Here is a 26,547-nt window from a genome sequence, read left to right on the forward strand (position 1 = left end):
CGGCAGCCGTGACGCGCTCATCGGGCCACGCGGTGGCGGGGCGGACGGGGAGAGCGGCGGCACTGCGCCACGCTCGGGGGACAGCATTCACGGAAGGGGCAGCCACACCCCGAACCTACCTTGCATGCCGAGGTGAGGATACGCCTTGCGCGGCCCGCCGAACGGTGTTACTCGGCGCGGAAGAGTCGCATCGAGGTGCCGGGAAGAGGCACGATGTCACCGGGCTCGAAGGTCTGCTCGACATCCCTCGGGCGCTCGTCGATCGATGACCACAGCTCGACGTATCGGGTCACGCCCTCGACGTCCGGCAGGGTGACGTCGATGGGCGACTCGTTGCCGTGCACCATGAGCAGGATCCGGTTGAAGGCCTCGTGTTCCGGGGTGGACGCTGCGACGTACTGGATCGTCCTGTGCGCCGGATTCGTCCATCGGTCGATGGACATCATCGCGCCGCTCTCGTCGTACCAGTCCATGACGGATGCCGAGGGCGTCGGCCGGTCTTGGACGGCGAACCGGCTGGGCCGGAGGGCGGGGTTCTCGCCGCGCAGGGTGATCAGTCGGCGGACGTGCTCCTGAAGATCCGTCTGCCACTCGGCGTGGTCCCATGACAGCCATGTGAGGGCCGAGTCATGGCAATACGCGTTGTTGTTGCCGCGCTGCGTCCGGCCGAATTCATCCCCCGCCGTGAGCATCGGGATGCCCGACGAGAGCAGAAGCGTTCCGAGCAGATTCCGCATGGCCTTGCGGCGTGTGGCGAGGACGTGCGGATCGTCGGTCGGACCCTCGGCGCCGTGGTTGAAGGCGCGGTTGGTGTCGGCCCCGTCGCGGTTCTGCTCGCCGTTGGCGAGGTTGTGCTTGACGTCGTACGAGACGAGATCGCGGAGGGTGAAGCCATCGTGCGCGGTGACGAAGTTGACGCTCGCGAGCGGTCCGCGCTCGTGCGAGAACGTGTTGGAGGAGCCGGCGAGGCGGGTTGCGAAACCGCCGATCCCGACCGGGGCGGTCGATGCCCGGCGGGCGTAATCGACGTCCGAGAGCCAGAAGTTGCGGACGCGATCGCGGTATCGGTCGTTCCATTCGCTCCAGCCGGTCCCGAAGTTGCCGGTCTGCCAGCCGCCCATGCCGACGTCCCATGGTTCGGCGATCATCTTGACCTCGGCGAGCGCCGGGTCGTCCATGATCGTCTGCAGCAGGGGGTGCTCGGGCGTGAAGTGGTGCTGCGCGTCACGACCGAGTGTCGCGGCGAGGTCGAAACGGAATCCGTCGATCTGCACGTCGTTCGCCCAGTACCGGAGCGAATCGAGGATGAGTCGCGCAGCGGCATCCGTCGCCGTGTTCACGGCGTTGCCGCATCCGGTCTCGTCAACGTACGTGCCGTCGTCGAGTTGGCGGTAGTACGAGCGGTTGTCGATGCCGCGGAAGCTCGAGCGCGGACCGCCGACGCCCTCTTCGGCGGTGTGGTTGTAGACGACGTCGAGGATGACCTCGAGTCCGGCCTCGTGTAGCAGGCGCACCATGCCCTTGAACTCGCGCAGGATCGCCTCGGGCCCCTCGCGTCGGCTGGCCTCGGTGGCGTAGGCGGCGTGCGGGGTGAAGAAGTTAAGGGTGTTGTAGCCCCAGTAATTGCTGAGTCCCAGCTGGTGCAGCCGCGGTTCGCTCGCGAAAGCGTGAACCGGCAGCAACTCGACGCTCGTGACGCCGAGCCCCACGAGGTAGTCGATCATCGCCGGATTGGCGAGCCCGGCATAGGTTCCGTGCAGTGCGGGCGGGACCGCGGGGTGACGCTTCGTCAGGCCCTTGAGGTGTCCCTCGTAGATGACGGTCCGATCGAGGGGAACGCGGGGCTTCTGGACGCCGCCCCAGTCGAAGGATCCGTCGAGGGCGACCGAGCGCCAGTCGCTGAAACCACCGGACACGAGGCCGCGCGCGTACGGGTCGAGCAAAAGGGTGCGCGGGTTGAATGTGTTGCCGGGGCCAGCAGGACCGCTGACGCGGATGGCATAGCGCGTGCCGGGGCGGAGCAACGGCGTCGTGACCTCCCACACCGACCCGCCGACGAGTCGCAGGGGGAGGGTCTCGACGATCCAGTCGAGGTCCGTGTCGTCGAAGACGACGAGGTCGATGCCATCGGCGTGCCCCGACCACACGCGCAGGCGACCGCCCTCGGGGGTGTACGTGACGCCCAGGTCGTCTAGCGCGGGCGAGAGGAGTGCAGGGCGCGCGTCGGTCGTCGGTGTCGGGATGACCATGGGGACAAGACTAATGAGCACGTGAGTCCGGCGCGTTACGCGGGAATGGACGCGGGTTCGCGTCGGTCCTTGAGAGTGTTGCGCCCTCGGCCCCCGAACCCTGTCGACGGGTCCATCCAGCGCGGGCACGGATATGTGAGAGTTGTCGGGTGAACGCACCCCTCGACCGCGCGTATCTGGATCATGCGGCTACGACCCCGCTGCGGGCCGAGGCGCGGGCGGCCTGGATCGAGGCATCCGAGATCGTCGGTAACGCGTCGTCCATCCACGGCGCGGGGCAGGACGCGCGGCGGCTGCTCGAGGACGCCCGCGACCGGCTGGCGGCCGCGCTGGGCTGCGAACCGATCGAGGTCGTGTTCACTTCGGGCGGCACCGAGTCGATCAACCTCGCCCTCGTCGGCCTGTTGCGCACCCGCCGCGCGGCGACCGGGCGGAACCTGATGGTCGTGCCCGAGGGCGAGCACCACGCCACGCTCGACACCGTCCGTTGGTTGGAGTCGAGCGGTCAGGCGGACGCCCGGTGGGTGTCGATCGATGCGGACGCCCGGGTGGACCTGGATGTCTGGCGCGCGGCGCTCGCGGACGAACGCGCCGCTGTCGCCACCCTCCTCGGCGCCAATAACGAGGTCGGCTCGCTGCAGCCCGTGGCCGAGGCATCCGCCGCAGCCGCGGACGCCGAAGTTCCGCTGCACGTGGACGCGGTCGGCACGTTCGGGCACGTCCCCCTGTCATTCCGCGAGCTGCGCGCGGATGCGCGTGGCGGCACGGGGCTCGTGGCGCTGAGCGTTTCGGCGCACAAGGTCGGCGGCCCGGTCGGCGTCGGAGCCCTCGTCGTATCGCGCCACGTCACGCTCGAGGCCTTGCTGCACGGCGGTGGACAGCAGCGGGGCCTTCGGGCAGGGACGCAGGATGTCGCGGGCGCGGTCGCCTTCTCGGTCGCCGCCGAACTCGCCGTCGCCGCATTGGCCGCCGAGGCCGAACGGGTGGGTGCGCTCCGCGACACGCTCGAAGAAGGCCTGCGGGCGGCGATACCCGACGTCGTGGTCTCTGCAGCCGGGGTGGATCGTCTGCCCGGGCACCTGCACGTCGTGTTGCCGGGAGCCCAGGGCGACTCGTTGCTCCTGTTGCTCGATAGCGCAGGTGTTGCCGTTTCCACGGGATCCGCATGCCAGGCAGGCGTTCCGGAGCCATCCCACGTCCTGTTGGCGATGGGCGTCGCGTCCGACCTCGCCGCGGGCGCCCTGCGCTTCACGCTCGGGCGGACGTCGACGCGTGCGGACGTCGACGCGCTTCTCGCCGCCTTACCGCCGGCCTACGACCGCGCCCGGCGCGCGGGTCTGTCGTCGCGCACCCCCCGCGCCTGAGCGCGCGCTTCCTGCTCGGCCGGCGCACATCGATGTTTCCGAGCCGGGTGGGCGTCGATGTCCGACAGCGGAACGGACCCACGCAGAGGTGCCCCGCGTAGAATCGATGGATGCGTGTTTTGGCGGCGATGAGCGGCGGGGTGGACTCCGCGGTGGCTACCGCGCGCGCGGTCGACGCGGGTCACGACGTCACCGGTGTGCACTTGGCGCTCTCGCGCGCGGGCGGAACGCTGCGGGCGGGCAGTCGCGGATGCTGCACGATCGAGGACGCTATGGATGCCCGCCGCGCGGCCGACCGCCTCGGCATCCCCTTCTACGTGTGGGACTTCTCCGAGCGCTTCCGCGACGACGTCATCGAAGACTTCGTCAACGAGTACGCCGCCGGCCGCACGCCGAACCCGTGCATGCGCTGCAACGAGCGGATCAAGTTCGCCGCCGTCCTCGAGAAGGCGCTCGACCTCGGATTCGACGCGGTCGTGACGGGGCACTACGCGATCGTTCGGCCGGGCGCATCCGGCGAACTCGAGTTGCACCGCGCCAGCGACGCGGCGAAGGATCAGTCCTACGTGCTGGGAGTGCTGACGGCCGAGCAACTGCCGCACACGCTCTTCCCGCTCGGTGAGACGCCGTCGAAGGCGCTCGTCCGAGCCGAGGCCGAGGCGCGCGGCCTGACCGTGGCGCAGAAGCCGGACAGCCACGACATCTGCTTCATCCCGGACGGCGACACGCGCGGGTGGTTGGCCGATCGGGTCGGAACGGTCCCCGGGGACATCGTCGACGCATCCGGCGCCGTCGTCGGTGCGCACGAGGGAGCGCACGCGTTCACGGTCGGGCAGCGGCGCGGCCTCGCGCTCGGGGTGCCCGCGGCGGACGGCAAGCCCCGATTCGTGCTTGAGGTCCGTCCGGTGTCCAACACGGTCGTCGTCGGTCCGCGCGAGGCGCTCGCGATCGCCGAGATTTCGGGCGATCGCTTCACGTGGGCGGGTTCTGCGGCGCTGGCGGTCGGGTCGGAACTGACGTGCCATGTGCAGATACGCGCGCACGCGGATCCCGTGCCCGCGACCCTGAGTTTCGTGGCGGGTTCTGAGGTCGGTTCCGGCGTGGACGGCGACGGGATGCCGCGGCTCGTCGTGCGCCCGGACGTGCCCCTCGACGGCGTCGCGCCCGGCCAGACCGCGGTGCTGTACGCCGGCACGCGCGTGCTCGGGCAGTTCACGATCGACCGCACGGTCTCCGCGGTTCCCGCGGGCGTCTGACCTACCCTGGCTGAACCTTCTGGCGTTCGCGTCGACTGACCATGCGTCGTCCGCATCTTGCGGCGTTCGCGTCGTCGCGCGCCCCACTCGTGCGGGGGCTGAAGTGCAGTCGCGGGTCGCGGACGGATGTCGGAGGTCGAACCTAAACTGAACCGGTGGCATCCGAAGCGCCGGTGGAATCCGAAGCATCCGAACTTCCCGACCTCACACTCGACGAGGCGCGCGAGGAGGCGCGGACCCTGGCCGAGCGGATTCTCGGAGCGCGAGAGGCCTACTACGGGCGAGACACGGTCCCGGTCGACGATGCGACCTACGACGGCTGGATGCATCGACTCGAGGCGATCGAGCGGCTGTACCCCGAATTGCAGGGGCAGGATTCACCGACGCTGACGGTCGGTGCCGCTCAGGGGACGCAGTTCGCGCCCGTCGAACACGCCGAGCGGATGCTGAGCCTCGACAACGTCTTCTCGCTCGACGAGTTGCGGGAGTGGTGCGCCAAGGCTCAGGCGGGTGCCGGCCGAGCCGTGCGGTGGCTGACCGAGCTGAAGATCGACGGGCTCGCGATCAGCCTCCGCTACGAGAACGGCGTGCTGACGTCCGCGGCGACGCGCGGCGATGGCCGCGTGGGCGAAGACGTCACGTTCAATGCCGTTCGGGTGACCGGTATCCCGCAACGGTTGGCGGGTACAGGGCATCCGCCGATCGTGGAAGTACGCGGTGAGGTATTCATTCCGGTGGCGGCCTTCGCCGCACTCAACGCCCTGCAGGCGGACATGCGCGATCGTGCGGTCGAAGAGACGCGCGCACGCTCTCGCGCATTCGATGAGGACAGGGCGCGGATCAGCGCCGAGCGTCGTTTCCCCGCGTTCGCGAATCCGCGGAACGCCGCGAGCGGAGGGCTGCGCCAACAACTTGACAAGAAGGATGGGCTCGAGCTCGAAGCCGGGCAGGCGCGACTCGATTCACTCCGCCTGTTCGTGCACGGCATCGGGGCGTGGGAGCGCCCGCCCGTCGACTCGCAGAGCGAAATCTATGCTCTGCTGAAGGAGTGGGGTCTTCCGACGAGCCCGTACTTCCAGACGATGGACTCCATCGACGGGGTCACGGCTTTCGTCGAGCACTATGGCGAGCATCGCCACGACGTCGAGCACGAGATCGACGGAATCGTGGTGAAGGTCGACGAGCTCGCGCTGCACGACGAGCTTGGTGCGACGAGCCGCGCGCCGCGGTGGGCGATCGCATACAAATACCCGCCCGAGCAGGTCAACACCAAGCTGTTGGACATCGTGGTGTCCGTGGGGCGCACCGGCAGGGCCACCCCCTTCGCGGTCATGGCCCCCGCCCGTGTCGCGGGGTCGGTCGTGCGTCAGGCGACCCTCCACAATCAGGATGTCGTGCGTGCCAAAGGCGTGTTGATCGGCGACACGGTGGTGCTCCGCAAGGCGGGCGACGTGATCCCCGAGGTGCTCGGACCGGTCGTCGAGCTGCGCGACGGCACCGAGCGCGAGTTCGTGATGCCGACGGAGTGTCCGGAGTGCGGCTGGACGCTGGCGCCCGCCAAAGAGGGTGACATCGATCTGCGCTGCCCGAATACGCGGGCCTGCCCCGCACAGGTTCGAGGCCGGGTCGAGCACATCGGGTCGCGCGGCGCCCTCGACATCGAGGCGCTCGGCGAAGTGACGGCCGCCGCGCTGACGCAGCCGTCCACCCCCGCGGTCCCTCCGCTCGAAACCGAGGCCGGGCTCTTCGACCTGACGATCGAACAACTCGTTCCGATCGAGGTCATCGTGCGCGATTCCGAGACGGGTGAGCCCCGCGTCGACGACACGACGGGGGAGCGGGTCCGCCGCGCGCCGTTCCGGCGCAATCCGTCGCCCGCCGAGAAGAAGCAGGGCCTCACAGGGCCGCAGCCATCCGCTCAGGCGATCACACTCCTGGAGGAGTTGCAGAAGGCGAAGACGAAAGACCTGTGGCGTTTTCTCGTCGCGCTCAACATCCGACACGTCGGACCCGTCGCGGCGCGCGCGCTGGCGCAATGGTTCGGCTCGGTCGACGAGATCCGCAAGGCGTCGCGTGACGATCTGGCCGCCGTCGAGGGGGTCGGCGGCATCATCGCGGATGCCCTGATCGACTGGTTCGAGGTCGACTGGCACCAAGAGATCGTCGAGCGGTGGACCGCGGCGGGCGCTCAGCTCGCGACTCCTGGACACCCGGGCCCGGGGGCCGCCGTCGCCCCGGGCGGGGTGCTCGAGGGCATCACCGTCGTCGCGACCGGGTCCCTCGAGGGCTATACCCGCGAGGGTGCGCAGGAGGCGATCATCGCTGCGGGCGGAAAGTCAGCGTCGAGCGTTTCGAAGAAGACGGATTTCGTCGCCGCGGGTCCCGGCGCGGGGTCGAAGCTCGGCAAGGCCGAAGAACTCGGCGTGCGCATCATCGATGCCGCGCAATTCCGGCTGCTCGTCACCGAAGGTCCTGCGGCGCTCGAGGCGATTGACCCCGACGCGGGCTGAGTGTCGTACGTATGTTCTACTCTCGTCGAAACGAGAGGGGAACACATGTCATCGAATTCGGATCTCGAGATCCAGGCATGGCTCGACCAGGAAGACGAGCACACGGCGCAGATCATTCGTGCCCACGGCGTCTACCTGCAGTACGTCGGCGGCGACAGCCGGCACCGCGAAGCATCCTTCGCCTACACGGTGGGACTATTCGGTGTCGGTCATCCGGAGCTGCTGATCGTCGGGGTGGGGCCCAACACGGCATCGGGGGTGCTGAACGACGTGTCGGCGAAGATCAGGGGCGGGCGCAATATCGTCGCGGGCGAGATGCTGTCGTTCGCGGATTGGCCGCACCGGGTTGTGGCTGAGGCCGTGCCCAATCCGGGTGAGATCGCGTTCGCGGCCAACCGGTTCTATCAGCGTCCCGCGGAAGCATCGGTGCCTCTCCTGCAGCTCACGTACGACGACAAGAACGGCCGATTCCCCTGGGAGGACGACTACGCGAATGCGCCGTGGGTTCAGCCGCGTCCGGGGGAGCTACGCGCCTGAGCGCTCGCAGATCGCGCTAGCGTCCGGTCGTGAGCTGGAGGAGCGAGTCGCGCACCTGGCGGCGTAGCACCTTGCCGATCAGCGACTTGGGGAGCTCGTCGACGACGAAGATGCGCTTGGGCACCTTGTAGGGAGTCAGGATGGCCCGGGCGAACTCTCGAACGGACTCTTCGTCGAGCGTCGCCCCGGGAACGGGAACGATGGCGGCGACGACCTCTTCGCCCGAGTGTTCGCTCGGTAGACCCACGACCGCGGCATCCTCGACCTGGGGGTGCTGGCGCAGCGCGATCTCGACCTCGGTCGGGGCGACGTTGAACCCTCCCGTGATGATGAGCTCCTTGATCCGATCGACGATCCGGACAAATCCCATCTCGTCGATCGTGACGATGTCACCGGTGCGGAACCATCCGTCGACGAACACTTTGTCGGTCTCTTCGGGCTTGCCGTAGTAGCCGCCGAAGACCTGGGGCCCCCGCACGAGCAGTTCGCCGCGCTCACCGGCGGGGACATCGCGGGTGGGTTCATCGGGGTCGACGACCCGGCACTCGGTACCGGGGAGTGGCAGGCCCACGGTCCCTGGCACTCGGTTGTCGGCGACGGGGTTCGCCATGAGAACGGGGGAGCACTCGCTCAGACCGTATCCCTCGACGAGGTATCCGCCCGAAGCGGCCTCGAACGGCACCACAAGGTCATGAGGCAACGCCATCGCGCCCGAGATCGCGACCTCGGTTCCGGCGAGCGAGACTCCCTGCTCGAGGGCGGCCTTCAGCAGGCGATCGGCGATGGGCGGCACGAGGGGGAGGAACGTCGCCGGGTGTTTCTTCGTGACCGCGAGCACCATGTCCGGGTCGAAGCGCGGGAAGAGTACGAGTCGTGCGCCCATCGACATCGCGAAGGTCAGGCACAGGGTCAGGCCGTAGGCGTGGAACATCGGAAGGACGGCGTATACGACGCATCCTTCGCCGCGCCGGATGGACGGGACCCATGCGCGGGATTGGGCGGCGTTGGAGATCAGGTTTCGGTGGGTGAGTGAGGCGCCCTTCGGGGTTCCCGTGGTGCCGCTGGTGTATTGGATGATCGCGAGATCATCGGTCTGGGGCTTCGAGACCGTCGAGGGCAGCGGGTCACTTCCGACCAGGGTCTCCCACGGGACGGTGCCGCTGACTCTCGTCGTCAGCGCCGATCGGGCCTCGCGGGCCTGGGGGATCGGGAGCCTCAGCGCGAGCCGTGTGCGTGTCGGCATCGCTCGCGTGACGTCGACCGACACGATCGCCTGGAGGGCCAGGTCGGCGGGGAACTGCTGCAGGGTCTGCACGACCTTGTTCCACACGATCGCGTGCACGGCGCCGTGGTCTTCGAACTGCTTGCGCAACTCGCGGGGAGTGTAGAGCGGGTTGTGCTCGACGACGACCGCGCCGAGCCGCAGGACGGCGTAGAACGCGACGATGTGCTGCGGACAGTTCGGCAGCACGATCGCGACCGGATCACCGCGCTTGACGCCCTGCGCGCGCAGGCCCGCGGCTGCTCGCTCGATCTGCTGCTGCAGCTCGCGGTACGACGTGGTGCGACCGAAGAACTGCAGGGCCGGAGCATCCGGATAGTCCCGCGCGGACGCCTCGACGATGTCGACGAGCGACCCCGTCACGGGTTCGAGGTCGTCCGGAACACCCTCGGCGTAGCTCTGGATCCACGGTCTCGGCGGCTCATACGTCGTCGTCACGTCGTCAGCCTACTGCCGGGGAGCCGCCCGCCCGGGCTCCGCACCGCGGTCCACATCATGGCGAAACACCCCGCGTGCGGCGAAACACCCTGTGGAGTGGGGTGTTTGGTCGCGGCAGGGGTGTTTCGCCGTGGCGGAGGGCGGGGCGAGGGCACCGGGGTGAGCATGACGGGGAGGCGAGAGGGCGACGCCTAGAATGGGGCAGTGTCTGAAATCACCCCCGAACTCGTGCGCCATCTGGGCGTGCTCGCCCGGATCCAGCTGACCGACGAGGAGGTGGACCGCCTCACCGGAGAGCTCGACGTCATCGTCGACAACATCGCCAAAGTGTCGCAGGTCGCCACCCCCGACGTCCCCGCGACGAGCCACCCGGTGCCCCTCCAGAACGTCTTCCGTCCCGACGTCGTCGGCGAGACGCTGACCCTCGAGCAGGCCCTCCAGAATGCGCCGGATGCTGCAGACGGACGTTTCCGCGTGACCGCGATCATGGGGGAGGAGCAGTGAGCGACCTCACGCGCCTGAGCGCCGCCGCCCTCTCCGAAAAGCTCGCGCGGGGCGAGGTCTCGAGCGTCGAGGCCACCCGCGCGCACCTCGACCGCATCGCCGCCGTCGACGGCGACGTCCACGCGTTCCTCCACGTCAGCGACCACGCCCTCGACGTCGCGGCGGACATCGACCGCCGCCGCGCCGCGGGTGACGAGCTCGGCCCTCTGGCGGGGGTGCCACTCGCGATCAAGGACGTGCTTGTCACGACCGACATGCCCTCGACCAGCGGCTCGCGCATCCTCGAGGGGTACATGTCGCCCTTCGACGCCACCGTCGTTGCGCGCTCGCGCGCCGCGGGACTCGTGCCGCTCGGCAAGACCAACATGGACGAATTCGCCATGGGCTCGTCCACCGAGCACTCGGCGTACGGCCCGACCCACAACCCGTGGGACCTCGACCGCGTGCCCGGTGGGTCCGGTGGTGGTTCGGCCGCTGCCGTCGCCGCCTTCGAGGCGCCGCTGGCGCTCGGTTCAGACACCGGCGGCTCGATCCGCCAGCCCGCGCACTTGACCGGCACCGTCGGCGTGAAGCCGACGTACGGCGGAGTCAGCCGGTACGGCGCAATCGCCCTCGCCTCGAGCCTCGACCAGGTAGGTCCCGTCACGCGTTCGGTGCTTGACGCGGGCCTGCTGCACGACGTCATCGGCGGGCACGACCACCGTGACTCCACGTCGTTGACCGACGTCTGGCCCTCGTTCGCCGAGGCCGCCCGCGACGGAGCCCGCGGCGATGTACTGAAGGGCCTGCGCGTCGGCGTGGTGCGCGAGCTGCCCGACAGCGGGTTCCAGCCCGGGGTGTCCGCGTCCTTCCGCGCATCCCTCGCGCTGCTCGAAGCGAACGGAGCCGAGATCGTCGAGATCAGCGCCCCGCACTTCGAGTACGGTGTGGCCGCGTACTACCTGATCCTGCCGGCCGAGGCATCCAGCAACCTGGCGAAGTTCGATTCGGTGCGTTTCGGTATGCGGGTCACCCCGAACGCCAACGCGACGGTCGAGGATGTCATGGCCGCGACGCGCGAGGCGGGCTTCGGCGACGAGGTCAAGCGCCGCATCATCCTCGGCACCTACGCCCTGTCGGCCGGATACTACGACGCCTACTACGGGTCGGCCCAGAAGGTTCGGACGCTCATCCAGCGCGACTTCGACGCCGCTTTCGAGGCCGTCGACGTGATCGCGACGCCGTCCGCGCCGACGACCGCGTTCCGCCTCGGTGAGCGCGTCGACGACCCGCTCCAGATGTACCTCAACGACGTCACGACCATCCCGGCGAACCTGGCCGGTGTGCCGGGTATCTCGATCCCGTCGGGTCTGGCAGAAGACGACGGACTGCCCGTCGGCATCCAGTTCCTCGCGCCCGTCCGCGAAGACGCGCGTCTGTACCGCGTCGGCGCGGCGTTAGAAACACTGCTCGAGAATGCCTGGGGCGGACCGTTGCTCGACCGAGCCCCCGAGCTCACCACCCGAGGAGGGGTTTCCTGATGGCCAAGGCCCCGCTGATGGACTTCGACAAGGCGCTCGAGCTGTTCGAGCCCGTGCTCGGCTTCGAGGTCCACGTCGAACTCAACACCGTGACCAAGATGTTCTCGGCCGCACCGAACTCGTTCGGTCGCCCCGCGAACACGGATCTCGCGCCCGTCGACCTGGGGCTGCCCGGGTCGCTGCCGGTCGTGAACGAGCAGGCCGTGCGGTACTCGATCAGCCTGGGCCTCGCGCTCGGCTGCCAGATCGCCCCCTCGAGCCGCTTCGCGCGCAAGAACTACTTCTACCCGGACCTCGGCAAGAACTACCAGATCTCTCAGTACGACGAACCCATCGCCTTCGAGGGCAGCGTTACCGTTGAGCTCGAAGACGGCACCGAGGTGGTGGTGCCGATCGAGCGCGCCCACATGGAAGAGGATGCCGGCAAGCTCACGCACGTCGGCGGTGCGACCGGACGCATCCAGGGCGCGGAGTATTCGCTCGTCGACTACAACCGTGCCGGCGTTCCCCTCGTCGAGATCGTCACCAAACCCATCTACGGCGCCGAGCACCGCGCTCCCGAGATCGCCAAGGCCTACGTGCAGACGATCCGCGACATCGTGCTCGCGCTCGATATCTCGGACGCGAAGATGGAGCGCGGCAACCTGCGCTGCGACGCGAACGTCTCGCTGCGCCCCCGGGGTCAGGAGAAGCTCGGCACGCGCACCGAGACGAAGAACGTCAACTCGATGCGTTCGGTCGAGCGTGCCGTGCGGTACGAGATCCAGCGTCAGGCCGCGATCCTTGCCGCGGGCGGCACGATCACGCAGGAGACGCGGCATTGGCACGAGGATACGGGCACCACGTCGCCCGGGCGTCCGAAGTCGGATGCCGACGACTACCGATACTTCCCGGAGCCCGACCTGCTGCCCGTCGTACCCGCACCCGAGCTGATCGAAGAACTGCGAGCCGCGCTTCCCGAGGCGCCGCCCGCTCGTCGTCGTCGGCTCAAGGCCGAGTGGGGTTTCACCGACCTCGAGTTCCAGGATGTCGCCAACGGCGGACTGCTCGCCGAGCTGGCGGCGACTGTCGCTGCCGGTGCCTCGCCCGCGGCCGCGCGGAAGTGGTGGACGGGCGAGATCACCCGACTGGCCAATGCGGCTGGGCGTGAGGCATCCGATCTCATTTCGCCGACGGATGTCGCGGCCGTGCAGGCGCTCGTCGATGCCGGAACCCTGAACGACAAGCTCGCCCGCCAGGTGCTCGAGGGTGTCATAGCGGGGGAGGGCACGCCGCAAGAGGTCGTCGACGCGCGCGGGCTGGCCGTCGTCTCGGACGACGGGGCGCTGATCGCCGCGATCGACGAAGCGCTGAAGGCCCAGCCGGACGTGCTCGAGAAGATCCGTGACGGAAAGGTGCAGGCCGCCGGCGCGGTCATCGGTGCGGTCATGAAGGCCATGCGGGGCCAGGCCGATGCGGCCCGCGTGCGCGAATTGGTTCTGGAGCGCGCCGGGCAGTTGTAGCCCAGGGATCGAGATGCCCGGGGCTCCCGGACTGGTTTAGCCCATCGTTGGGCCCGGCAATGTCGGTGCCCCGGACGAGAATGGACGCATGGGACGCGGCGACGGCAGTGGGCGAATCGTCTCCGCCGACGGCGCGGATGACTCCGGCACCGGAATACTGCACGTCGACATGGATGCGTTCTACGCGGCCGTCGAGGTGCTCGACAACCCCGCGCTCCGCGGCAGGCCCATCATCATCGGCGCACCCGAAGGGCGATCGGTCGTCTCGAGCGCGTCGTACGAGGCGCGACGCTTCGGAGTGCGGTCCGCGATGCCGGTCTCGCAGGCACTCCGGCTGTGCCCCGCCGCGATTGTCGTCCCGCCCCACTTCGACCGCTATCTCGCGCTCTCGACCCAGGTCATGAGCATCTTCCACGACGTCACGCCGCTCGTCGAACCGCTGTCGATCGATGAAGCTTTCCTCGACGTCCGCGGCGCCCGCCGTCTCTGGGGGAGCCCTGGGGAGATCGCTCGGATGCTTCGGCAGCGCGTCCAGCAACAGACCGGTCTGACCTGCAGTGTCGGTGTCGCAGCGACCAAGCATGTCGCCAAGATGGCCTCGACCATCAGCAAACCCGACGGCATGCTGATCGTGTCGGCCGCTGAGACGGAAGCCTTCCTCCGCCCGCGCTCCGTTCGCGCGATGTGGGGGGTCGGGCCGAAGTCCGCCGAGTCCCTCGAGGCTCGAGGCATCCGGACGATCGCCGACATCATCGAAACGCCTCGTGACGTCCTGGATCGCATCGTCGGGCCCGCGTCGGGTGAGCGTCTCTCGCAACTCGCCCGCGGCATCGATCCTCGCGAGGTCTCGACGACGCGCGTTGAGAAGAGCATCGGGCACGAAGAGACGTTCCATGAGGATGTCTGGGATCCGGCGTTCCTGCGCTCCGAACTCCTGCGGCTCTCCGACCGGGTCGCGAGGCGCCTGCGCAAGGGTGGCTGGGACGCCGCGACCGTCGCGATCAAGGTCCGTTTCGCGGACTTCACGACGATCAGCCGATCGCGCACCCTCTCCGAGCCGACGGACGTCGGCCAGCGGATCGGCGACGAAGCCCGCGATCTGTTCGCATCGATCGAGGCGCGGCAGCCCATCCGTCTGCTCGGGGTACGGGCCGAGAATCTTCGACCGGCGGCGCACGGACAGTCCCTCTGGGACGACGACGAAGACCGCCGCAAGCTCGAAGACACACTGGATGCAGCGTCCGCACGGTTCGGCGGTGCTGCCGTGATGCGGGCCACCTTCGTGGGCCGGTCGGAGCGTCCAACGGCACTTCCGTCGCATCCGCGACCGCCCGCAAGACGTGATTGATCGCGCCCGCAAGCCCCTCGTCACCGGCGGGATCGCGCGCTAGCGTGGGGGAATGCCCAACATTGCACAGGACCTCGCCCAGCAGTCCGTTCACTTCGGCGTCAGCAGCGCTTACGGCGATCAGCAGGATGTCGATGGTGTGCGCATCATCCCCGTCGCCGCGACCTGGCACGGCTTCGGCGGCGGCTCAGACGAGAAGGGTAATGAGGGTGGCGGCGGTGGCGGCTACTCGCTCCCTTTCGGCGCCTACATCCGCCGGGGCGACGATCTTCGCTTCGAGCCGAACGTGATCGCTCTGCTCGGAGTGGGCATCCCGTTCCTGTGGGTTGCTGGCCGGGCGCTCAGCCGTGTCATCCGCGCCCTCAAGAAGTAGACCCGCGCCCGACGATCCCCTCACCGCGGCGTCCCAGGCCGGCGTCGCCCGCATCGTGGGTGAGCTGCGCGGCCTCGACGCTCTGAATCCCGTCGTGCTGATCGATGGGCAGAGCGGGGCCGGGAAGACGAGACTCGCGGCGGCGCTCGTGCGGCAGTGGCCATCGGCGGGTCGGGTCCAGCTGGTCGCGCTCGATTCGATCTACCCCGGTTGGGACGGACTGGAATCCGGCGTCGAGATCGCGCGTCAAGACATCCTCGTTCCACACGCCCGCGGCTTGATGGGCGTGTGGCGGCGGCATGACTGGGAAACGGATGCTCCGGCAGAGGCGCACGCCGTCGATCCGTCACTGCCGCTCATCGTGGAGGGCGCGGGCATCATCACGGCCCAGACGCTCCGCCTGAGCGACATCGCCGTGTGGGTGGAAGCGCCCGAAGAGGCGCGGAAACGGCGCGCCCTCCTCCGCGACGGCGACACCTATCGGCCGCACTGGGATCGCTGGGCGGCTCAGGAGCGAGCCCACATCCGGGCGGACGATCCGGCACAGCGTGCAACGCTCGTGGTCTCGATGCCCTGATGCAGCCTTGATGCGGCCCTGACCGTACGACCGCCCAGGTGGGCTCGCGGCGGTCTCAGTCCGAGGTCTCCAGCGCGCGGACGATCCCGTCCAATCGGTAACCGATCCAGTCGTAGACGGCGAAACGGTCGTCGTCGGGGTCATGATCGTCGTCCGCGCCCGAAATGCCGAGGCGCGTGGCGATGACGAGACGGATCGCGGTGAGCGTGCGCATCCAGGCCCAGCCGGCGTCCCCCTCGATCGCCAGGTCGATCGTGTCCGCGGCGGGATCGGGGTCATCAGGGTTTCCCGAGGCGAATGAGGGCGCGAGATCGGCGAGCACACGCAGGGCGTCATGCTGGCGGCGCTCGAGCAGATCGTGCCGCGTCGCGTCATGGAATTCTGCCGCGGCATCCGCGTCATCGGGGTACGGGTTCGGCGCGAGTCGCGCGAGTGCCGGGTCGCGCGACGCGTCGGATGCATCGGCATCGGCGACCGCGTGCGGTTCGAGCAGCTCTGAGAACTGGGCGACGAGGTCGGCGAGCTGCTGAGCCTCGAGACGCGAGATCGTGAGGATGAGAGCGTTCTCGGTCATTGGGGGATCCTCCGAACGGTGGCCCAGAGGCCGTAATCGTGCATCGCCTGCGCATGCAGTTCCATCTGTTCGCGTGGCCCCTCCGCCACGACCGCGTGACCGCGTTCGTGGACATCCAGCATCAGCGCCGTCGCCCGATCGGTGGAGAAGCCGAAGTAGCTGCGGAAAACGTGAACGACGTAACTCATCAGGTTCACGGGATCGTTCCATACGACGGTCTGCCAGACGGCGGGATGCTCGGGGCTTTCTCGTTGTCGAACCTCGCGGTCGATATCGGGTAGGGCGATCGACATCAGGCCCAACCCAGCTCATGCAGGCGATCGTCGTCGATCCCGTAGAAGTGCGCTATCTCGTGAACGAGGGTCGTGTGGATCTCTTCCCGCAGTTCGTCCTCGTTTTCGCACGCCGCCAGGTGGGGTTCGCGGTAGACGATGATGCGGTCGGGCAGCTCGCCGATCCCGTATCGGTCGCGCTCGGTGAGTGACGTGCCGTCGTAGAGGCCGAGCAGGTCGAGGCTGCCGTCCTCGGGCCGGTCGTCCACGACGAACACGACGTTGTCCAGACCCTCGACCATCTCGTCGGGGAGCGCGTCGAGCTCCGAGACGACGAGCGCCTCGAACGCCTCGGCATCCAGTTCAATCATTGGGGTGAGTAACGGGGCTCGAACCCGCGACATCGGCCACCACAAGGCCGCGCTCTACCAACTGAGCTATACCCACCATGTACCCGTGCGCCCGGGTAACCCAGCAATTGTATTACACCCCCGGGGCGTATGAAGACACGGCGGCGGCAGCGGCGGCGCGCGCGCCATCGCTGGTGGGGCCCGGCTGGGGCACGAAGACGGCCTGGCGGTAGTAGGCGAGCTCGCGGATCGACTCGCGGATGTCTGCCAGCGCGCGGTGTCCACCATCTTTCGCGGGGGCGTGGATGTACGCGCGGGGGTACCAGCGCCGCGCGAGCTCCTTGATGCTCGAGACGTCGACGCTGCGGTAGTGCAGGAAGCGATCGAGTCGCGGCATGTATTTGGCGAGGAATGCGCGGTCCGTGCCGATCGTGTTGCCGGCGAGGGGAGCCTTGCCCTCGTTCGCGAAGCGCTGGACGTACTCGAGGGCGAGGAACTCCGCCTCGGCGACGCTGACCCCGTTGGGGATCTCTTCGAGCAGCCCCGAGCTCTCGTGCATCCCGGTGACGAAGTCGTTCATGTGCTCGAGTGCCGACGCGTCGGGCTTGATGACGATCTGGAACCCGGGGTCGAGCACGCGCAGTTCGAAGTCCGTGACGACGACGGCTATCTCGACCAGTTCGTCCTGGTCGAGGTCGAGCCCGGTCATCTCGCAGTCGATCCAAACGAGCCGGTCGTTCTCATGCGCTGGCATTTCGACATCTTATCCATGGGCATGGACCCAACCGGCGACCTCGACGGCGAGGCGATAACCTGAACGGGCGCCCTCGTAGCTCAATGGATAGAGCATCGGCCTTCTAATCCGACGGTTACTGGTTCGAGTCCAGTCGGGGGCACAGCCGGGGAGGAGTCCGAGATGCCGATGCCGGTGTGGTTGGCCGATACAGTCGCGAAGCTGATGCAGAGGCTTCCGAACAACATGCCCGCCCGGGCTGATCTCTCCTTTGATGAGATCACCGCGACCCTTCGCGACGCGACGATCCCGACACGCCACGGCGCCGTGGATGCAACGCTCTATCTGCCGCCCGACGGCTCAACCGGCAATGGTGTCTACGTGAACTTCCATGGCGGAGGGTTCGTGATGCGGCATCCGGAGCAGGATGACGCGCTGTGTCGATACATCGCGGCCGAAGCCGGGGTGACCGTCGTCAACGTCGACTACATCCCCGCGCCGCAGTCCCGATTCCCCGGACCCGTCGAGCAGGCGTATGACGTCGCGGTCTGGGCGGCCTCCGTTGAGCGACCATGGCTGGGCGAGAAACTGGTCCTGGGTGGACAGTCGGCGGGTGGCGCGCTTGCTGCAGGTGCGGCACGTCTCGCGCTCGAAGCGGGAACGCCGCACGTCAGCCTTCAAGTGCTCATGTACCCGCCACTGGACCTGACGGTGCCGGCCAAGACCAAGGTCTCGGAGGGCAAGGAGACGCTCCTTGCCCGCATGGGGCCGATCTTCGACACCGCCTACTGTCCGGACGTGGGGCTCCGGACCGACCGATTGATCTCGCCCGCCTCGAGCGCGGACAGTGCGGACCTGACGGGCATCTCGCCGGCGCTCATCGTCACGGCAGAGAAAGACATCCTCCGCGAGGAAGAGATTCGCTACGCCGCTCGGCTCGCGGGCGTGGGCGCCCTGCGCGAGCATATCGATCTGGCGAATGTCGGACACGGGTTCAACGTCAGCGACGCGCCCCGCGAGCTCGTCGAGACGGTTTATGCGGCGATCGCACGGCATGTGCGGGGAAGTCTCTCCTGACCCCTGGTGCTGTCCTCGGGTCAGGCGTAACGTCGCCACCGTCGAGAGGAGTTCGATGATGAATAACGCGACGAAGACCCGCACGATCTGGGTCGCATTCGGCGAATCCGGTGTGGTCGGGACGATCCGCAAGGATTCGGATGGCTACACGGTCACGATGGCAGGGGCCGAGGCATCCGTAGGGATATATCCCACGATGGATGTCGCGAAGTCCGCGCTCCATGCGCGGATGCGCCCGGGAAGCGACTGGCCAACCTTTCAGGAGCATTGAGCCGAGTTCACCTGCTCGGAGTTAGAAGGGGTCGGTGGAACGTGTCCGTCGCCTCGCGGGCCGCTGAGTGTCGAACAACCGCAGGGCCGCATGGCTCGCCGGTCCAATGGCGAGCGCGTAAACGAGGGTGCCCACGCCGACCGTGCCACCCAGCGTCCATCCGATCGCCAGCACCGTGATCTCCACGGCCGTACGCGCCAACCACAGGGGCCAGCCCCAACGTGCCGAGATACCCGTCATCAGGCCATCACGCGGGCCCGGTCCGAACCTCGCCCCGAGATAGAGACCACCGGCGATCCCCACGAGCGCGACCCCGCCCAGCAGCAGGGCGCAGGACTGCAGGAGGTTTTCGGGCGATGGCACCAGCGGCAGCGCGAACTGCAGGGCCGTGCCGACCACCAGGATGTTGGCGATGGTTCCGAGCCCCGGCTTCTGCCGCAGCGGTATCCACAGAATCAGCACGGCGAGCCCGATGATGTTGGTGATCCACCCGAGCCCGATCCCGGTCCGAAGGGCCAAGCCCTCCGCGAGAACGGTCCAGGGGTCGACTCCGAGGCCTGCGACCACGACGATGGCCACCCCGACGCCGTAAAGAATGAGCCCGAGCATCAGTTGTGTGAGCCGGCGCACCTGGAGAGGGACGGAGGGCGATGCCGGGGGACCTTGCTCGGCTGACGCTCGTGCTGGTCGGCCGGTGGTGAGGAACATGTTCCGTAGCCAATCCGAATATTGGCCTTTTCGGTAGAGGCCAATCCTCGTAGGGTGGACGGATGGCCGACTCCCGACTGTCTTCCCGCGCACTCGTCCAGTTGCTCGGCGAATGGCGTGACAGCGCGCCCGCGTACCGTGGGCTCGCGGATGCTGTTCGGATGCTGTGCTTGGACCGGCGCATCGCACCGGGCACGGCCCTCCCCGCGGAGCGTGATCTCGCAGCCCGGCTCGAGCTGAGTCGAACGACCGTGGCCGCCGCGTATCGGGATCTGCGCGAGTCCGGCCACATCGCGAGTTTGCGTGGTTCGGGCAGCGTCGTGCGCGCCGTCGGGCCCATCGCGGATGTCCCGGAGCCGGGGGACGAGGACACGATCGATCTGCATCGGGCGAGCCCGGCGGCTTGGCCCGGCCTGAGTGCGCTCTTCGTCGAGGCAGCGTCCGATGCGGCACGGTGGGTTGGGCGGTCCGGCTACGATCTCGTGGGCGCGGTCAAGCTCCGTACCGCGATCGCCGACCGCTACACGGCACGCGGCCTACCCACTGATCCCGACCAGATCATCGTGACGACAGGCGCGCAGAGCGCTATCTCGCTCGTGACGGATGTGATCGTGCGACGTGGGGACCGCGTCGCGATCGAGACTCCGACATATCCACACGCCGCCGATGCGCTTCGGGAGGCGGACGCGCGGCTCGTGGCGATTCCGGTCGATGCGGAGTACGGGTGGGATCTCGAGCGCGCCGACCATGTCCTGCGTCGCGCGGCTCCGAGCTTGGCGTATCTGATGCCCGACTTCCAGAACCCGACCGGCGCGACGATGAGTGAGCACACACGTCGCACGTTCGCGGAATCGGCGGCGGATGCCGGTGCGATAGTCCTCGCGGACGAGACCACCGCCGACCTCAACATCGATCGACCGTTCGAGAGCCTGCCATTCGGCTTCGGCTTCGGTCTCGATCCCGCGGTCCAGCGAAGTATCGTCACGATCGGATCGCTCGGAAAGACCGTCTGGGGTGGCCTGCGGATCGGGTGGATCCGCGCGGACCTCGACCTCGTGCCGAGGCTCATCGCGGCACGTCCTCGGCGCGAGCTGGGGACTCCGGAGCTGGAACAGCAGGTCGCCATACTCGCGTTCGAGCGTCTACCCGAAATCCTGTTGCAACGCGCCCAGCTCCTGCGTGAGGGACGCGACACACTCGTGCGCGCGTTGTCCGAGCGTCTGCCCGAGTGGACGGTGCCGACCGCGCACGGGGGAGTCTCGTTGTGGGTGGGCCTCGGCGCGCCCGTCAGCTCGCCGCTGGCGCTGGCCGTCCGGAGCCGCGGCCTCATTCTCTCCTCGGGGCCCCGCTTCGGGGTGGACGGTGGGCACGAGCGGCACCTGCGCGTGCCATTCACGGCGCCGCCGGCCGAGCTCACGCGAGCGGTGGAGATTCTCGCGGAGGCGTGGCCGGAAGCACGCGATCGTGGTCGTCCGGTGACGGAGACGGTACTGGCCGCAGTCGTGTGACCATGTCGGCAGCCGACCGCGGTCGGCTTGATCGCAGCATCGAGCGGTCGTGCAGGCGGGTCAACCGTTCCGCAGTGCGCTGACGGCCTCATCCACAGACCAGAACTCCCCGACGGTCCGGAAACCCACGACACCGTCGCGGTAGCGGCGCGCTGCCCATCGCGAACCGAGTGCGTGATCGAGCTGGTGCAGATGGCCGATGATGCGACCCGTCCCATCGAGCACGCGCCACAGCGCCGGCCCGGCTGGGGCAAGCCGGACCCGTAGACCGGGGGACGGTGCGGGAGCTGTGGCGGCGAGGCGAATCGACGGAGGAGCGGTGAGTGCGGGGGTTGTCATCGAGGAACTCCTTTCGACTTCGAATCTATGTTCGACCTCCGACATTCGCTCGATCGTTCTCGTGGGCGGGGTTTGTTGGACCTCCTCCCCAGGCGTGTGCCGCACGGCGTTGTCCCCGGATCAGGCGATCGGCCGTCACTGCGGGGGCGCCGCGCGACATGCTGGCCGAAGAGGGCACCGTGCTCTCGGTCGGGAGAGCACTCCCGTGCGAAAGGAGTCGGGTCATGAGCGACCACATCACGATCATCGGCAACATCGCGGGGGATCCGCGACATACCCAAACCCCTTCGGGAATCCCGATCACGACTTTCCGGATCGCGAGCTCCCCGCGTCGGTTCGACCGCACGACCGAGAAATGGGTGGACGGCGAGACCAGCTGGTACTCGGTGTCTGCCTTTCGCGCTCTCGCCCTCAATGCCGCTGCATCGCTTCAGCGCGGCGAACGGGTCATCGTCAGCGGTCGGCTCAGGATCCGGACGTGGGATAAGGGCGATCGCAGCGGAACCACCGCCGAGATCGATGCCGAGGCGATCGGGCATGACCTGTTGTGGGGTACGACCCGCTTCGAGCGAGCCGGTGCGCGCGAAGCGCCCCCCGCCTCGACGAACCAGGGCTCGGCAGATGCCGAGGGATGGTTCGCGCCCGGTACGCAGAGTGACTCCGGACCCGAAGAGGCGGCCGTGGGGACGATGGAGGGTGCATCGGCGCCCACGGGGTCCTTGGTGTCGCACGAGCCGGATCGCGAGCCCGTTCCCTTCTGAATCGGCCGGTGTCCGTCGGCGTCAGCCGATGTCGGCGGGCACTGCCACCAATCCAGACGGTCGCCGTCAGCTGTCTGGGTCTCTCGGCGGGCGCGCTTAGACTTTCCTGGTGCAGCCTCGCCGATCCCTTCGTGCTGTCGCCCGTGGAGTCGCCCTGGCCGTCGCCGCTTTGACTCTGACCGCGTGCGTGCAGTCGCCGGCGCCCGACGCTACGCCGACATCGGCGGCACCCACCGTGTCCGTCGCTCCCTCGGCGACGCCCATCCCGCCGCAAGCCCCCACGTTGCAGCCCCAGGGAACCGCCGACGACAACCTGCCGTACTTCAGCCTTGTCGTTCAGCAGGTTTGGGCGGGTCCCGAACGCATGGCCGGGCGTGCCTATGTCGATGCGCTCGTGGCGGCGGGCTTCGATAAGAGCCGGATGCAGGTCACGAAGGATCAGACGGCCATAGGGAACGCGGCCGACAGCATCCAGTTCTCGGTCGCATGGAACGACGCATGCCTGATCGGACAAGCGGGGGCGGCGTTCGCGGAACCGGCGACGGTGGTAGCGCCGATACTCGAGGGCGGGGCATGTCTCATCGGGGACACCCGTCCGATCGACTGGTGAAGCCCCCGTCGCCAGACGGAGTGCTATGCGGCGCTGAGCTGGCGGTGTACCGCCCGTAGACTGGACGGGACATGGCTGAATATATCTACCAGATGGTGCGCGCCCGCAAAGCGGTCGGCGACAAGGTAATCCTCGACGACGTCACGATGGCGTTCCTCCCCGGCGCGAAGATCGGCGTGGTGGGCCCGAACGGTGCGGGTAAGTCCACGATCCTCAAGATCATGGCGGGGCTCGACATCCCCTCCAACGGTGAGGCCCGGCTATCGGCGGGTTATAGCGTCGGCATCCTGATGCAGGAGCCCGAGCTCGACGAGGACAAGACCGTCCTCGAGAACGTGGAGCAGGGCGTCGGGCCCATCAAGGCCCAGCTCGACCGGTTCAACGAGATCTCGGGTCTCATGGCCGATCCCGATGCCGACTTCGATGCACTCCTCGCCGAGATGGGCACGCTGCAGGAGGCCATCGACGCCGCTGACGCGTGGGATCTCGACTCCCAACTCGAGCAGGCGATGGACGCCCTCCGCACGCCGCCCTCGGACGCCATCGTGTCGAACCTCTCGGGTGGAGAGAAGCGCCGTGTCGCGCTCTGCAAGCTGCTGCTCCAGAAGCCCGACCTGCTGCTGCTCGACGAGCCCACGAACCACCTCGACGCCGAGAGCGTTCAGTGGCTCGAGCAGCACCTCGCCAAGTACCCCGGGGCCGTTCTCGCCGTCACCCACGACCGGTACTTCCTCGACCACGTCGCGGAGTGGATCTGTGAGGTCGACCGCGGACGCCTGTACCCCTACGAGGGCAACTACTCGACCTACCTCGAGAAGAAGCAGGAGCGTCTGCAGGTCCAGGGCAAGAAGGACGCGAAACTCGCCAAGCGGCTCGCCAGCGAACTCGAATGGGTTCGCAGCAACGCCAAGGGGCGCCAGACCAAGTCGAAGTCGCGTCTCGCACGCTACGAAGAGATGGCCGCCGAGGCCGATCGCACCCGCAAGTTGGACTTCGACGAGATCGTCATCCCGCCGGGACCGCGACTCGGCCAGATCGTACTCGAGGCCAAGAAGATCCAGAAGGGCTTCGACGGCCGCAGCCTGATCGACGGCCTGAGCTTCTCACTGCCCCGCAACGGCATCGTCGGCATCATCGGCCCCAACGGCGTGGGAAAGACGACCCTGTTCAAGTCGATCGTGGGACTTGAGCCCCTCGACGGAGGCGAACTGAAGGTCGGCGAGACCGTCGAGATCTCCTACGTCGACCAGACGCGTGGCGGCATCGACCCGAACAAGTCGCTCTGGGAGGTCGTCAGCGACGGCCTCGACTGGATCCAGGTCGGCAAGGTCGAGATCCCCTCGCGCGCCTACGTTTCGCAGTTCGGCTTCAAGGGCCCCGACCAGCAGAAGAAGGCCGGTGTGCTTTCCGGTGGTGAACGCAACCGCCTGAACCTCGCACTCACCCTGAAGCAGGGTGGCAACCTCCTGCTCCTCGACGAACCGACGAACGACCTGGACGTCGAGACACTCGGCAGCCTCGAGAACGCGCTCCTCGAGTTCCCCGGATGTGCCGTGGTCATCACGCACGACCGGTGGTTCCTCGACCGCATCGCGACGCACATCCTGTCGTACGAGGGGACGGAAGAAGAGCCCGACAAGTGGTACTGGTTCGAGGGCAACTTCGAGGCGTACGAAGAGAACAAGATCGAACGCCTCGGCCCCGACGCACTGAACCGTTCGAGCTCGACGTACCGCAAGCTCACGCGTGACTGACCCCACGACCACGAACCCCGGCGGCGTGCGGCTGCACGTGCCGATGCCGCTCCGCTGGGGCGACCTCGACGCGTTCAACCACGTCAACAACACGTCGATGCTCAAGCTGCTTGAAGAGGCGCGCATCCGCGCCTTCTGGCGGTCGACGGGCGAAGACGGTGAGGATGCGCCATCCACCGCGGTACTCGACTCCGGGATCGAGCACGGCGTTCTTTCGTTGATCGCGCGCCAGGAGATCGAGTACCTGCGCCCGGTTCCCTATCAGCGTCGGCCGCTCGACGTGCAGATCTGGTTCGGGCGGATCGGAGGCTCGAGCATCGAGATCTGCTACGAGGTCTACAGTCCGCTCGGGGCCAATGCCGACGACCACGACACGCAGGAGTTGTACGCGCGCTCCTCCGCGGTACTCGTGATGGTGGATGCCGCGAGCGGCCGTCCGCGACGCCTCACCGACGAGCAGCGCGCCGCCTGGACGCCGCTACTCGGCGAACCGATCGTGTACGCGCGACGCGGCTGACGAAGCGAGCAGTCAGGACGCGTCGGGAACCCGGATGACGATCTCCTGAGCCGACGTCGCCACGAGCAACCCGTCACGGGTGTAGATGCGGCCGGTCGCAAGTCCTCGCCCGCTGCTCGCGCTCGGCGACTCCTGCACGTACAGCAGCCACTCGTCGACACGGGCGGGTCGATGCCACCACAGCGCAGCATCCAGGCTGGCGACCTTGATGCCGGGGCGCGTCCACGCGATACCGTGGGCCCGCATCACAGACTCTTGGATCGTGTGGTCGGAGATGTAGGCGAGCGCCGCACGATGCAGCGCCGGGTCATCGGGCAGTCGACGCCTCGTGCGCACCCATGCCGCGTTCTCCGGACGAGCATCGGGATCGGCGTGAAGGTAGACCGCGGGCAGAACATGACGCACCTCGACGGGGCGGTCCGTCAAGAGACGCTTGGACATCGGATGCACCTGATCGGCACCGCGGGGCAGCTCAGACAGCGACTCGGGGTCGGGGATCCCCTCCGGCATCGGTGTCGCGTGCTCGAGTCCAGCGCCAGCCGTCTGGAAAGACGCGATCATCGAGAAGATCGGCTCGCCCTCCTGGAAGGCTTGGACGCGGCGGGCCGAGAATGAGCGCGCGTCGTTGATGCGATCGACCGAGAACGTGATGGGCTTCAGCGAATCGCCGGGCCGCAGAAAGTAGCCGTGCAGGGAGTGTACGAGACGTTCTTCGGGCACCGTACGCTGCGCCGCGATCACGGCCTGCCCGAGCACCTGCCCACCGAACACGCGCCCGCCGGGCATCGGTTCGGACTGCCCCACGAAGATGTCCTCGGTGGTCCGCGCCTCGCCGCCCTGGAGCGACAGCACGTTCAGAAAGCGATCCACCGGATCGTCCGAGCTGAGGGTGGGAACGGCTGAATCAGTCACGAAAATCCTCCCGTGGCCTGGGGGCTACGCCACCTTGATAGCTTAGAGGGGATGCCGCAGACCCTCAGATTCCCCGATTCCGAGGCGCGCGACGACTTCGTGACCTTCACGTCCCGTGCCTCGCGCCTGAGCGACCCCGAGGTGCGGCTCGAAGCATCCCGCGGCACACTCGCCACCTGGGCGCCGATCCTCGTGCCGCGCGGTCTGCTCGACCGCACGCCGACGATCCTCGCCCTGCGTGCTCTGCCCGTCGATCCGGAACTCGTCTGTGATCTCGTTGTGGCGGCGTCGAGTGTTGCGGCATCCTCGAGCGACCCCACAGCAGCCGAGCTGCCCGCGACTGCCGTGCGCGCGACGTGGGCGGGCGTTTCCGCCCCGCGTGGCGGTTGGACCCCCGTGCGAACGATCGACAGCGCGGATGTCGCGGCCCGAGCGCACGAGGGGATGGCGCGGGTCGCCGAGGTCGTGCCGGCCGATGCCGGTGCCGAAGCTGTGCAGCGCGTGCGTTCAGCCGTCTGGAGCGAGCCGGTCGAGGTCTGGTCGGGGCTGTCCCTCGGCGCAGGTTTCGCGGCCGTGGCGCTCGGTTTCATCGTGGGATCCGAACAGGTGCATCTGCTGAAGTCCGGGGCGTGGGCCCGACTCAGCTTCACCCGCGGCCACGTGTTGGTACGCGGCGCGACGATCACCGTCTGACTCCGACG

At 68.1% G+C, this 26,547-nt stretch carries 27 protein-coding genes and 2 tRNA genes; 19 read left to right on the forward strand and 10 right to left on the reverse strand.

Going from position 1 to position 26,547, the window contains the following annotated elements:
* Positions 1–167: 167 nt before the first annotated feature.
* Positions 168–2,249, reverse strand: coding sequence for a glycogen debranching protein GlgX (glgX, locus tag ACIQ0W_RS02410; protein ID WP_396641274.1), 2,082 nt, complete (start codon positions 2,247–2,249; stop codon positions 168–170).
* A gap of 149 nt (positions 2,250–2,398) precedes the next feature.
* On the opposite strand from glgX, the gene ACIQ0W_RS02415 reads away from it, so the two are divergent.
* The 4 genes from ACIQ0W_RS02415 (at position 2,399) to ACIQ0W_RS02430 (ending at position 7,916) form a co-directional block, all read left to right on the forward strand.
* Positions 2,399–3,613, forward strand: a complete 1,215-nt coding sequence (locus ACIQ0W_RS02415; protein ID WP_396641275.1) for a cysteine desulfurase family protein — start codon at positions 2,399–2,401, stop codon at positions 3,611–3,613.
* A gap of 110 nt (positions 3,614–3,723) precedes the next feature.
* Positions 3,724–4,869, forward strand: a complete 1,146-nt coding sequence (gene mnmA / locus ACIQ0W_RS02420) for a tRNA 2-thiouridine(34) synthase MnmA (RefSeq protein WP_396641276.1) — start codon at positions 3,724–3,726, stop codon at positions 4,867–4,869.
* A 155-nt stretch (positions 4,870–5,024) separates the two neighbouring features.
* Positions 5,025–7,379, forward strand: a complete 2,355-nt coding sequence (gene ligA, locus ACIQ0W_RS02425; protein WP_396641277.1) for an NAD-dependent DNA ligase LigA — start codon at positions 5,025–5,027, stop codon at positions 7,377–7,379.
* Positions 7,380–7,424: 45 nt separating this feature from the next.
* Positions 7,425–7,916, forward strand: a complete 492-nt coding sequence (locus tag ACIQ0W_RS02430) for a DUF4262 domain-containing protein (protein ID WP_396641278.1) — start codon at positions 7,425–7,427, stop codon at positions 7,914–7,916.
* Positions 7,917–7,932: 16 nt separating this feature from the next.
* Here ACIQ0W_RS02430 and ACIQ0W_RS02435 read toward each other — a convergent pair whose 3' ends face one another.
* A complete protein-coding gene (locus ACIQ0W_RS02435; protein ID WP_396641279.1) occupies positions 7,933–9,636 on the reverse strand; it encodes a long-chain-fatty-acid--CoA ligase in 1,704 nt (567 codons plus the stop codon).
* A gap of 204 nt (positions 9,637–9,840) precedes the next feature.
* Between ACIQ0W_RS02435 and gatC the strand changes: the two genes are divergently transcribed.
* The 6 genes from gatC to ACIQ0W_RS02465 all read left to right on the forward strand — a co-directional run bounded on the left by gatC (position 9,841) and on the right by ACIQ0W_RS02465 (position 15,460).
* Positions 9,841–10,140: an Asp-tRNA(Asn)/Glu-tRNA(Gln) amidotransferase subunit GatC gene (gatC, locus tag ACIQ0W_RS02440; protein WP_396641280.1), complete on the forward strand. Its 300-nt coding sequence runs from the start codon at positions 9,841–9,843 to the stop codon at positions 10,138–10,140.
* Positions 10,137–11,660, forward strand: coding sequence for an Asp-tRNA(Asn)/Glu-tRNA(Gln) amidotransferase subunit GatA (gatA, locus tag ACIQ0W_RS02445; RefSeq protein ID WP_396641281.1), 1,524 nt, complete (start codon positions 10,137–10,139; stop codon positions 11,658–11,660). Before gatC ends, gatA begins: the two co-directional genes overlap by 4 nt.
* Complete coding sequence (gene gatB, locus ACIQ0W_RS02450) at positions 11,660–13,162, forward strand: Asp-tRNA(Asn)/Glu-tRNA(Gln) amidotransferase subunit GatB (protein WP_396641282.1); 1,503 nt, start codon at positions 11,660–11,662, stop codon at positions 13,160–13,162. The genes gatA and gatB overlap by 1 nt, the downstream gene beginning before the upstream one ends.
* Positions 13,163–13,250: 88 nt before the next feature.
* Positions 13,251–14,510 (forward strand): DNA polymerase IV, encoded by a 1,260-nt coding sequence (locus ACIQ0W_RS02455; protein WP_396641283.1) that lies wholly within the window; start codon positions 13,251–13,253, stop codon positions 14,508–14,510.
* A 52-nt stretch (positions 14,511–14,562) separates the two neighbouring features.
* Positions 14,563–14,883 (forward strand): hypothetical protein, encoded by a 321-nt coding sequence (locus ACIQ0W_RS02460; protein WP_396641284.1) that lies wholly within the window; start codon positions 14,563–14,565, stop codon positions 14,881–14,883.
* On the forward strand, positions 14,858–15,460 hold the full coding sequence (locus tag ACIQ0W_RS02465) for a hypothetical protein (protein ID WP_396641285.1): 603 nt from the start codon (positions 14,858–14,860) through the stop codon (positions 15,458–15,460). Before ACIQ0W_RS02460 ends, ACIQ0W_RS02465 begins: the two co-directional genes overlap by 26 nt.
* A 55-nt stretch (positions 15,461–15,515) precedes the next feature.
* Here ACIQ0W_RS02465 and ACIQ0W_RS02470 read toward each other — a convergent pair whose 3' ends face one another.
* The 5 genes from ACIQ0W_RS02470 to orn form a co-directional block, all read right to left on the reverse strand.
* Positions 15,516–16,034: a DUF2017 family protein gene (locus ACIQ0W_RS02470; RefSeq protein WP_396641286.1), complete on the reverse strand. Its 519-nt coding sequence runs from the start codon at positions 16,032–16,034 to the stop codon at positions 15,516–15,518.
* Positions 16,031–16,336: an ATP-dependent Clp protease adapter ClpS gene (gene clpS, locus ACIQ0W_RS02475; RefSeq protein ID WP_396641287.1), complete on the reverse strand. Its 306-nt coding sequence runs from the start codon at positions 16,334–16,336 to the stop codon at positions 16,031–16,033. Before clpS ends, ACIQ0W_RS02470 begins: the two co-directional genes overlap by 4 nt.
* Positions 16,327–16,677: a metallopeptidase family protein gene (locus tag ACIQ0W_RS02480; protein WP_396641288.1), complete on the reverse strand. Its 351-nt coding sequence runs from the start codon at positions 16,675–16,677 to the stop codon at positions 16,327–16,329. Before ACIQ0W_RS02480 ends, clpS begins: the two co-directional genes overlap by 10 nt.
* A tRNA-His gene (locus ACIQ0W_RS02485) sits at positions 16,678–16,753 on the reverse strand.
* A 36-nt stretch (positions 16,754–16,789) separates the two neighbouring features.
* The gene (gene orn, locus ACIQ0W_RS02490; RefSeq protein WP_396641289.1) at positions 16,790–17,410 is read right to left on the reverse strand and encodes an oligoribonuclease; all 621 of its coding nucleotides are present in this window, start codon (positions 17,408–17,410) and stop codon (positions 16,790–16,792) included.
* A 69-nt stretch (positions 17,411–17,479) separates the two neighbouring features.
* On the opposite strand from orn, the gene ACIQ0W_RS02495 reads away from it, so the two are divergent.
* From ACIQ0W_RS02495 to ACIQ0W_RS02505, 3 genes are all read left to right on the forward strand, one after another.
* A tRNA-Arg gene (locus ACIQ0W_RS02495) sits at positions 17,480–17,552 on the forward strand.
* A 20-nt stretch (positions 17,553–17,572) separates the two neighbouring features.
* Positions 17,573–18,466, forward strand: a complete 894-nt coding sequence (locus tag ACIQ0W_RS02500) for an alpha/beta hydrolase fold domain-containing protein (protein ID WP_396641290.1) — start codon at positions 17,573–17,575, stop codon at positions 18,464–18,466.
* A 58-nt stretch (positions 18,467–18,524) separates the two neighbouring features.
* A complete protein-coding gene (locus ACIQ0W_RS02505; RefSeq protein ID WP_396641291.1) occupies positions 18,525–18,737 on the forward strand; it encodes a methyltransferase in 213 nt (70 codons plus the stop codon).
* Between the two features lie 21 nt (positions 18,738–18,758).
* Here ACIQ0W_RS02505 and ACIQ0W_RS02510 read toward each other — a convergent pair whose 3' ends face one another.
* Entirely contained in the window at positions 18,759–19,367 is a 609-nt protein-coding gene (locus ACIQ0W_RS02510) for a YitT family protein (protein ID WP_396641292.1), read from the reverse strand.
* Between the two features lie 140 nt (positions 19,368–19,507).
* Here ACIQ0W_RS02510 and ACIQ0W_RS02515 point away from each other — a divergent pair, with 140 nt between their 5' ends.
* Positions 19,508–20,953: a PLP-dependent aminotransferase family protein gene (locus ACIQ0W_RS02515; protein WP_396641293.1), complete on the forward strand. Its 1,446-nt coding sequence runs from the start codon at positions 19,508–19,510 to the stop codon at positions 20,951–20,953.
* Positions 20,954–21,013: 60 nt separating this feature from the next.
* Here the strand turns inward: ACIQ0W_RS02515 and ACIQ0W_RS02520 are convergent, their stop codons facing one another.
* Positions 21,014–21,292 carry a hypothetical protein gene (locus tag ACIQ0W_RS02520; protein WP_396641294.1) on the reverse strand — a complete coding sequence of 93 codons (279 nt, stop codon included), beginning with the start codon at positions 21,290–21,292 and terminating at the stop codon, positions 21,014–21,016.
* 224 nt (positions 21,293–21,516) lie between these two features.
* On the opposite strand from ACIQ0W_RS02520, the gene ssb reads away from it, so the two are divergent.
* From ssb to ACIQ0W_RS02540, 4 genes are all read left to right on the forward strand, one after another.
* Positions 21,517–22,053, forward strand: coding sequence for a single-stranded DNA-binding protein (gene ssb / locus ACIQ0W_RS02525; RefSeq protein ID WP_396641295.1), 537 nt, complete (start codon positions 21,517–21,519; stop codon positions 22,051–22,053).
* A gap of 109 nt (positions 22,054–22,162) precedes the next feature.
* Entirely contained in the window at positions 22,163–22,663 is a 501-nt protein-coding gene (locus ACIQ0W_RS02530; RefSeq protein ID WP_396641296.1) for a DUF6993 domain-containing protein, read from the forward strand.
* 71 nt (positions 22,664–22,734) lie between these two features.
* Complete coding sequence (gene ettA / locus ACIQ0W_RS02535; protein ID WP_396641297.1) at positions 22,735–24,417, forward strand: energy-dependent translational throttle protein EttA; 1,683 nt, start codon at positions 22,735–22,737, stop codon at positions 24,415–24,417.
* A gap of 43 nt (positions 24,418–24,460) precedes the next feature.
* Positions 24,461–24,934 (forward strand): acyl-CoA thioesterase, encoded by a 474-nt coding sequence (locus ACIQ0W_RS02540; protein ID WP_396641432.1) that lies wholly within the window; start codon positions 24,461–24,463, stop codon positions 24,932–24,934.
* A 12-nt stretch (positions 24,935–24,946) separates the two neighbouring features.
* On the opposite strand, the gene ACIQ0W_RS02545 is transcribed toward ACIQ0W_RS02540, so the two are convergent.
* The gene (locus ACIQ0W_RS02545) at positions 24,947–25,846 is read right to left on the reverse strand and encodes an acyl-CoA thioesterase (protein WP_396641298.1); all 900 of its coding nucleotides are present in this window, start codon (positions 25,844–25,846) and stop codon (positions 24,947–24,949) included.
* Between the two features lie 51 nt (positions 25,847–25,897).
* Between ACIQ0W_RS02545 and ACIQ0W_RS02550 the strand changes: the two genes are divergently transcribed.
* The gene (locus ACIQ0W_RS02550; RefSeq protein ID WP_396641299.1) at positions 25,898–26,539 is read left to right on the forward strand and encodes a hypothetical protein; all 642 of its coding nucleotides are present in this window, start codon (positions 25,898–25,900) and stop codon (positions 26,537–26,539) included.
* Positions 26,540–26,547: the final 8 nt, after the last annotated feature.

The sequence above is a fragment of the Microbacterium sp. genome (genome assembly GCF_044340635.1).
Classification (GTDB): domain Bacteria; phylum Actinomycetota; class Actinomycetes; order Actinomycetales; family Microbacteriaceae; genus Microbacterium.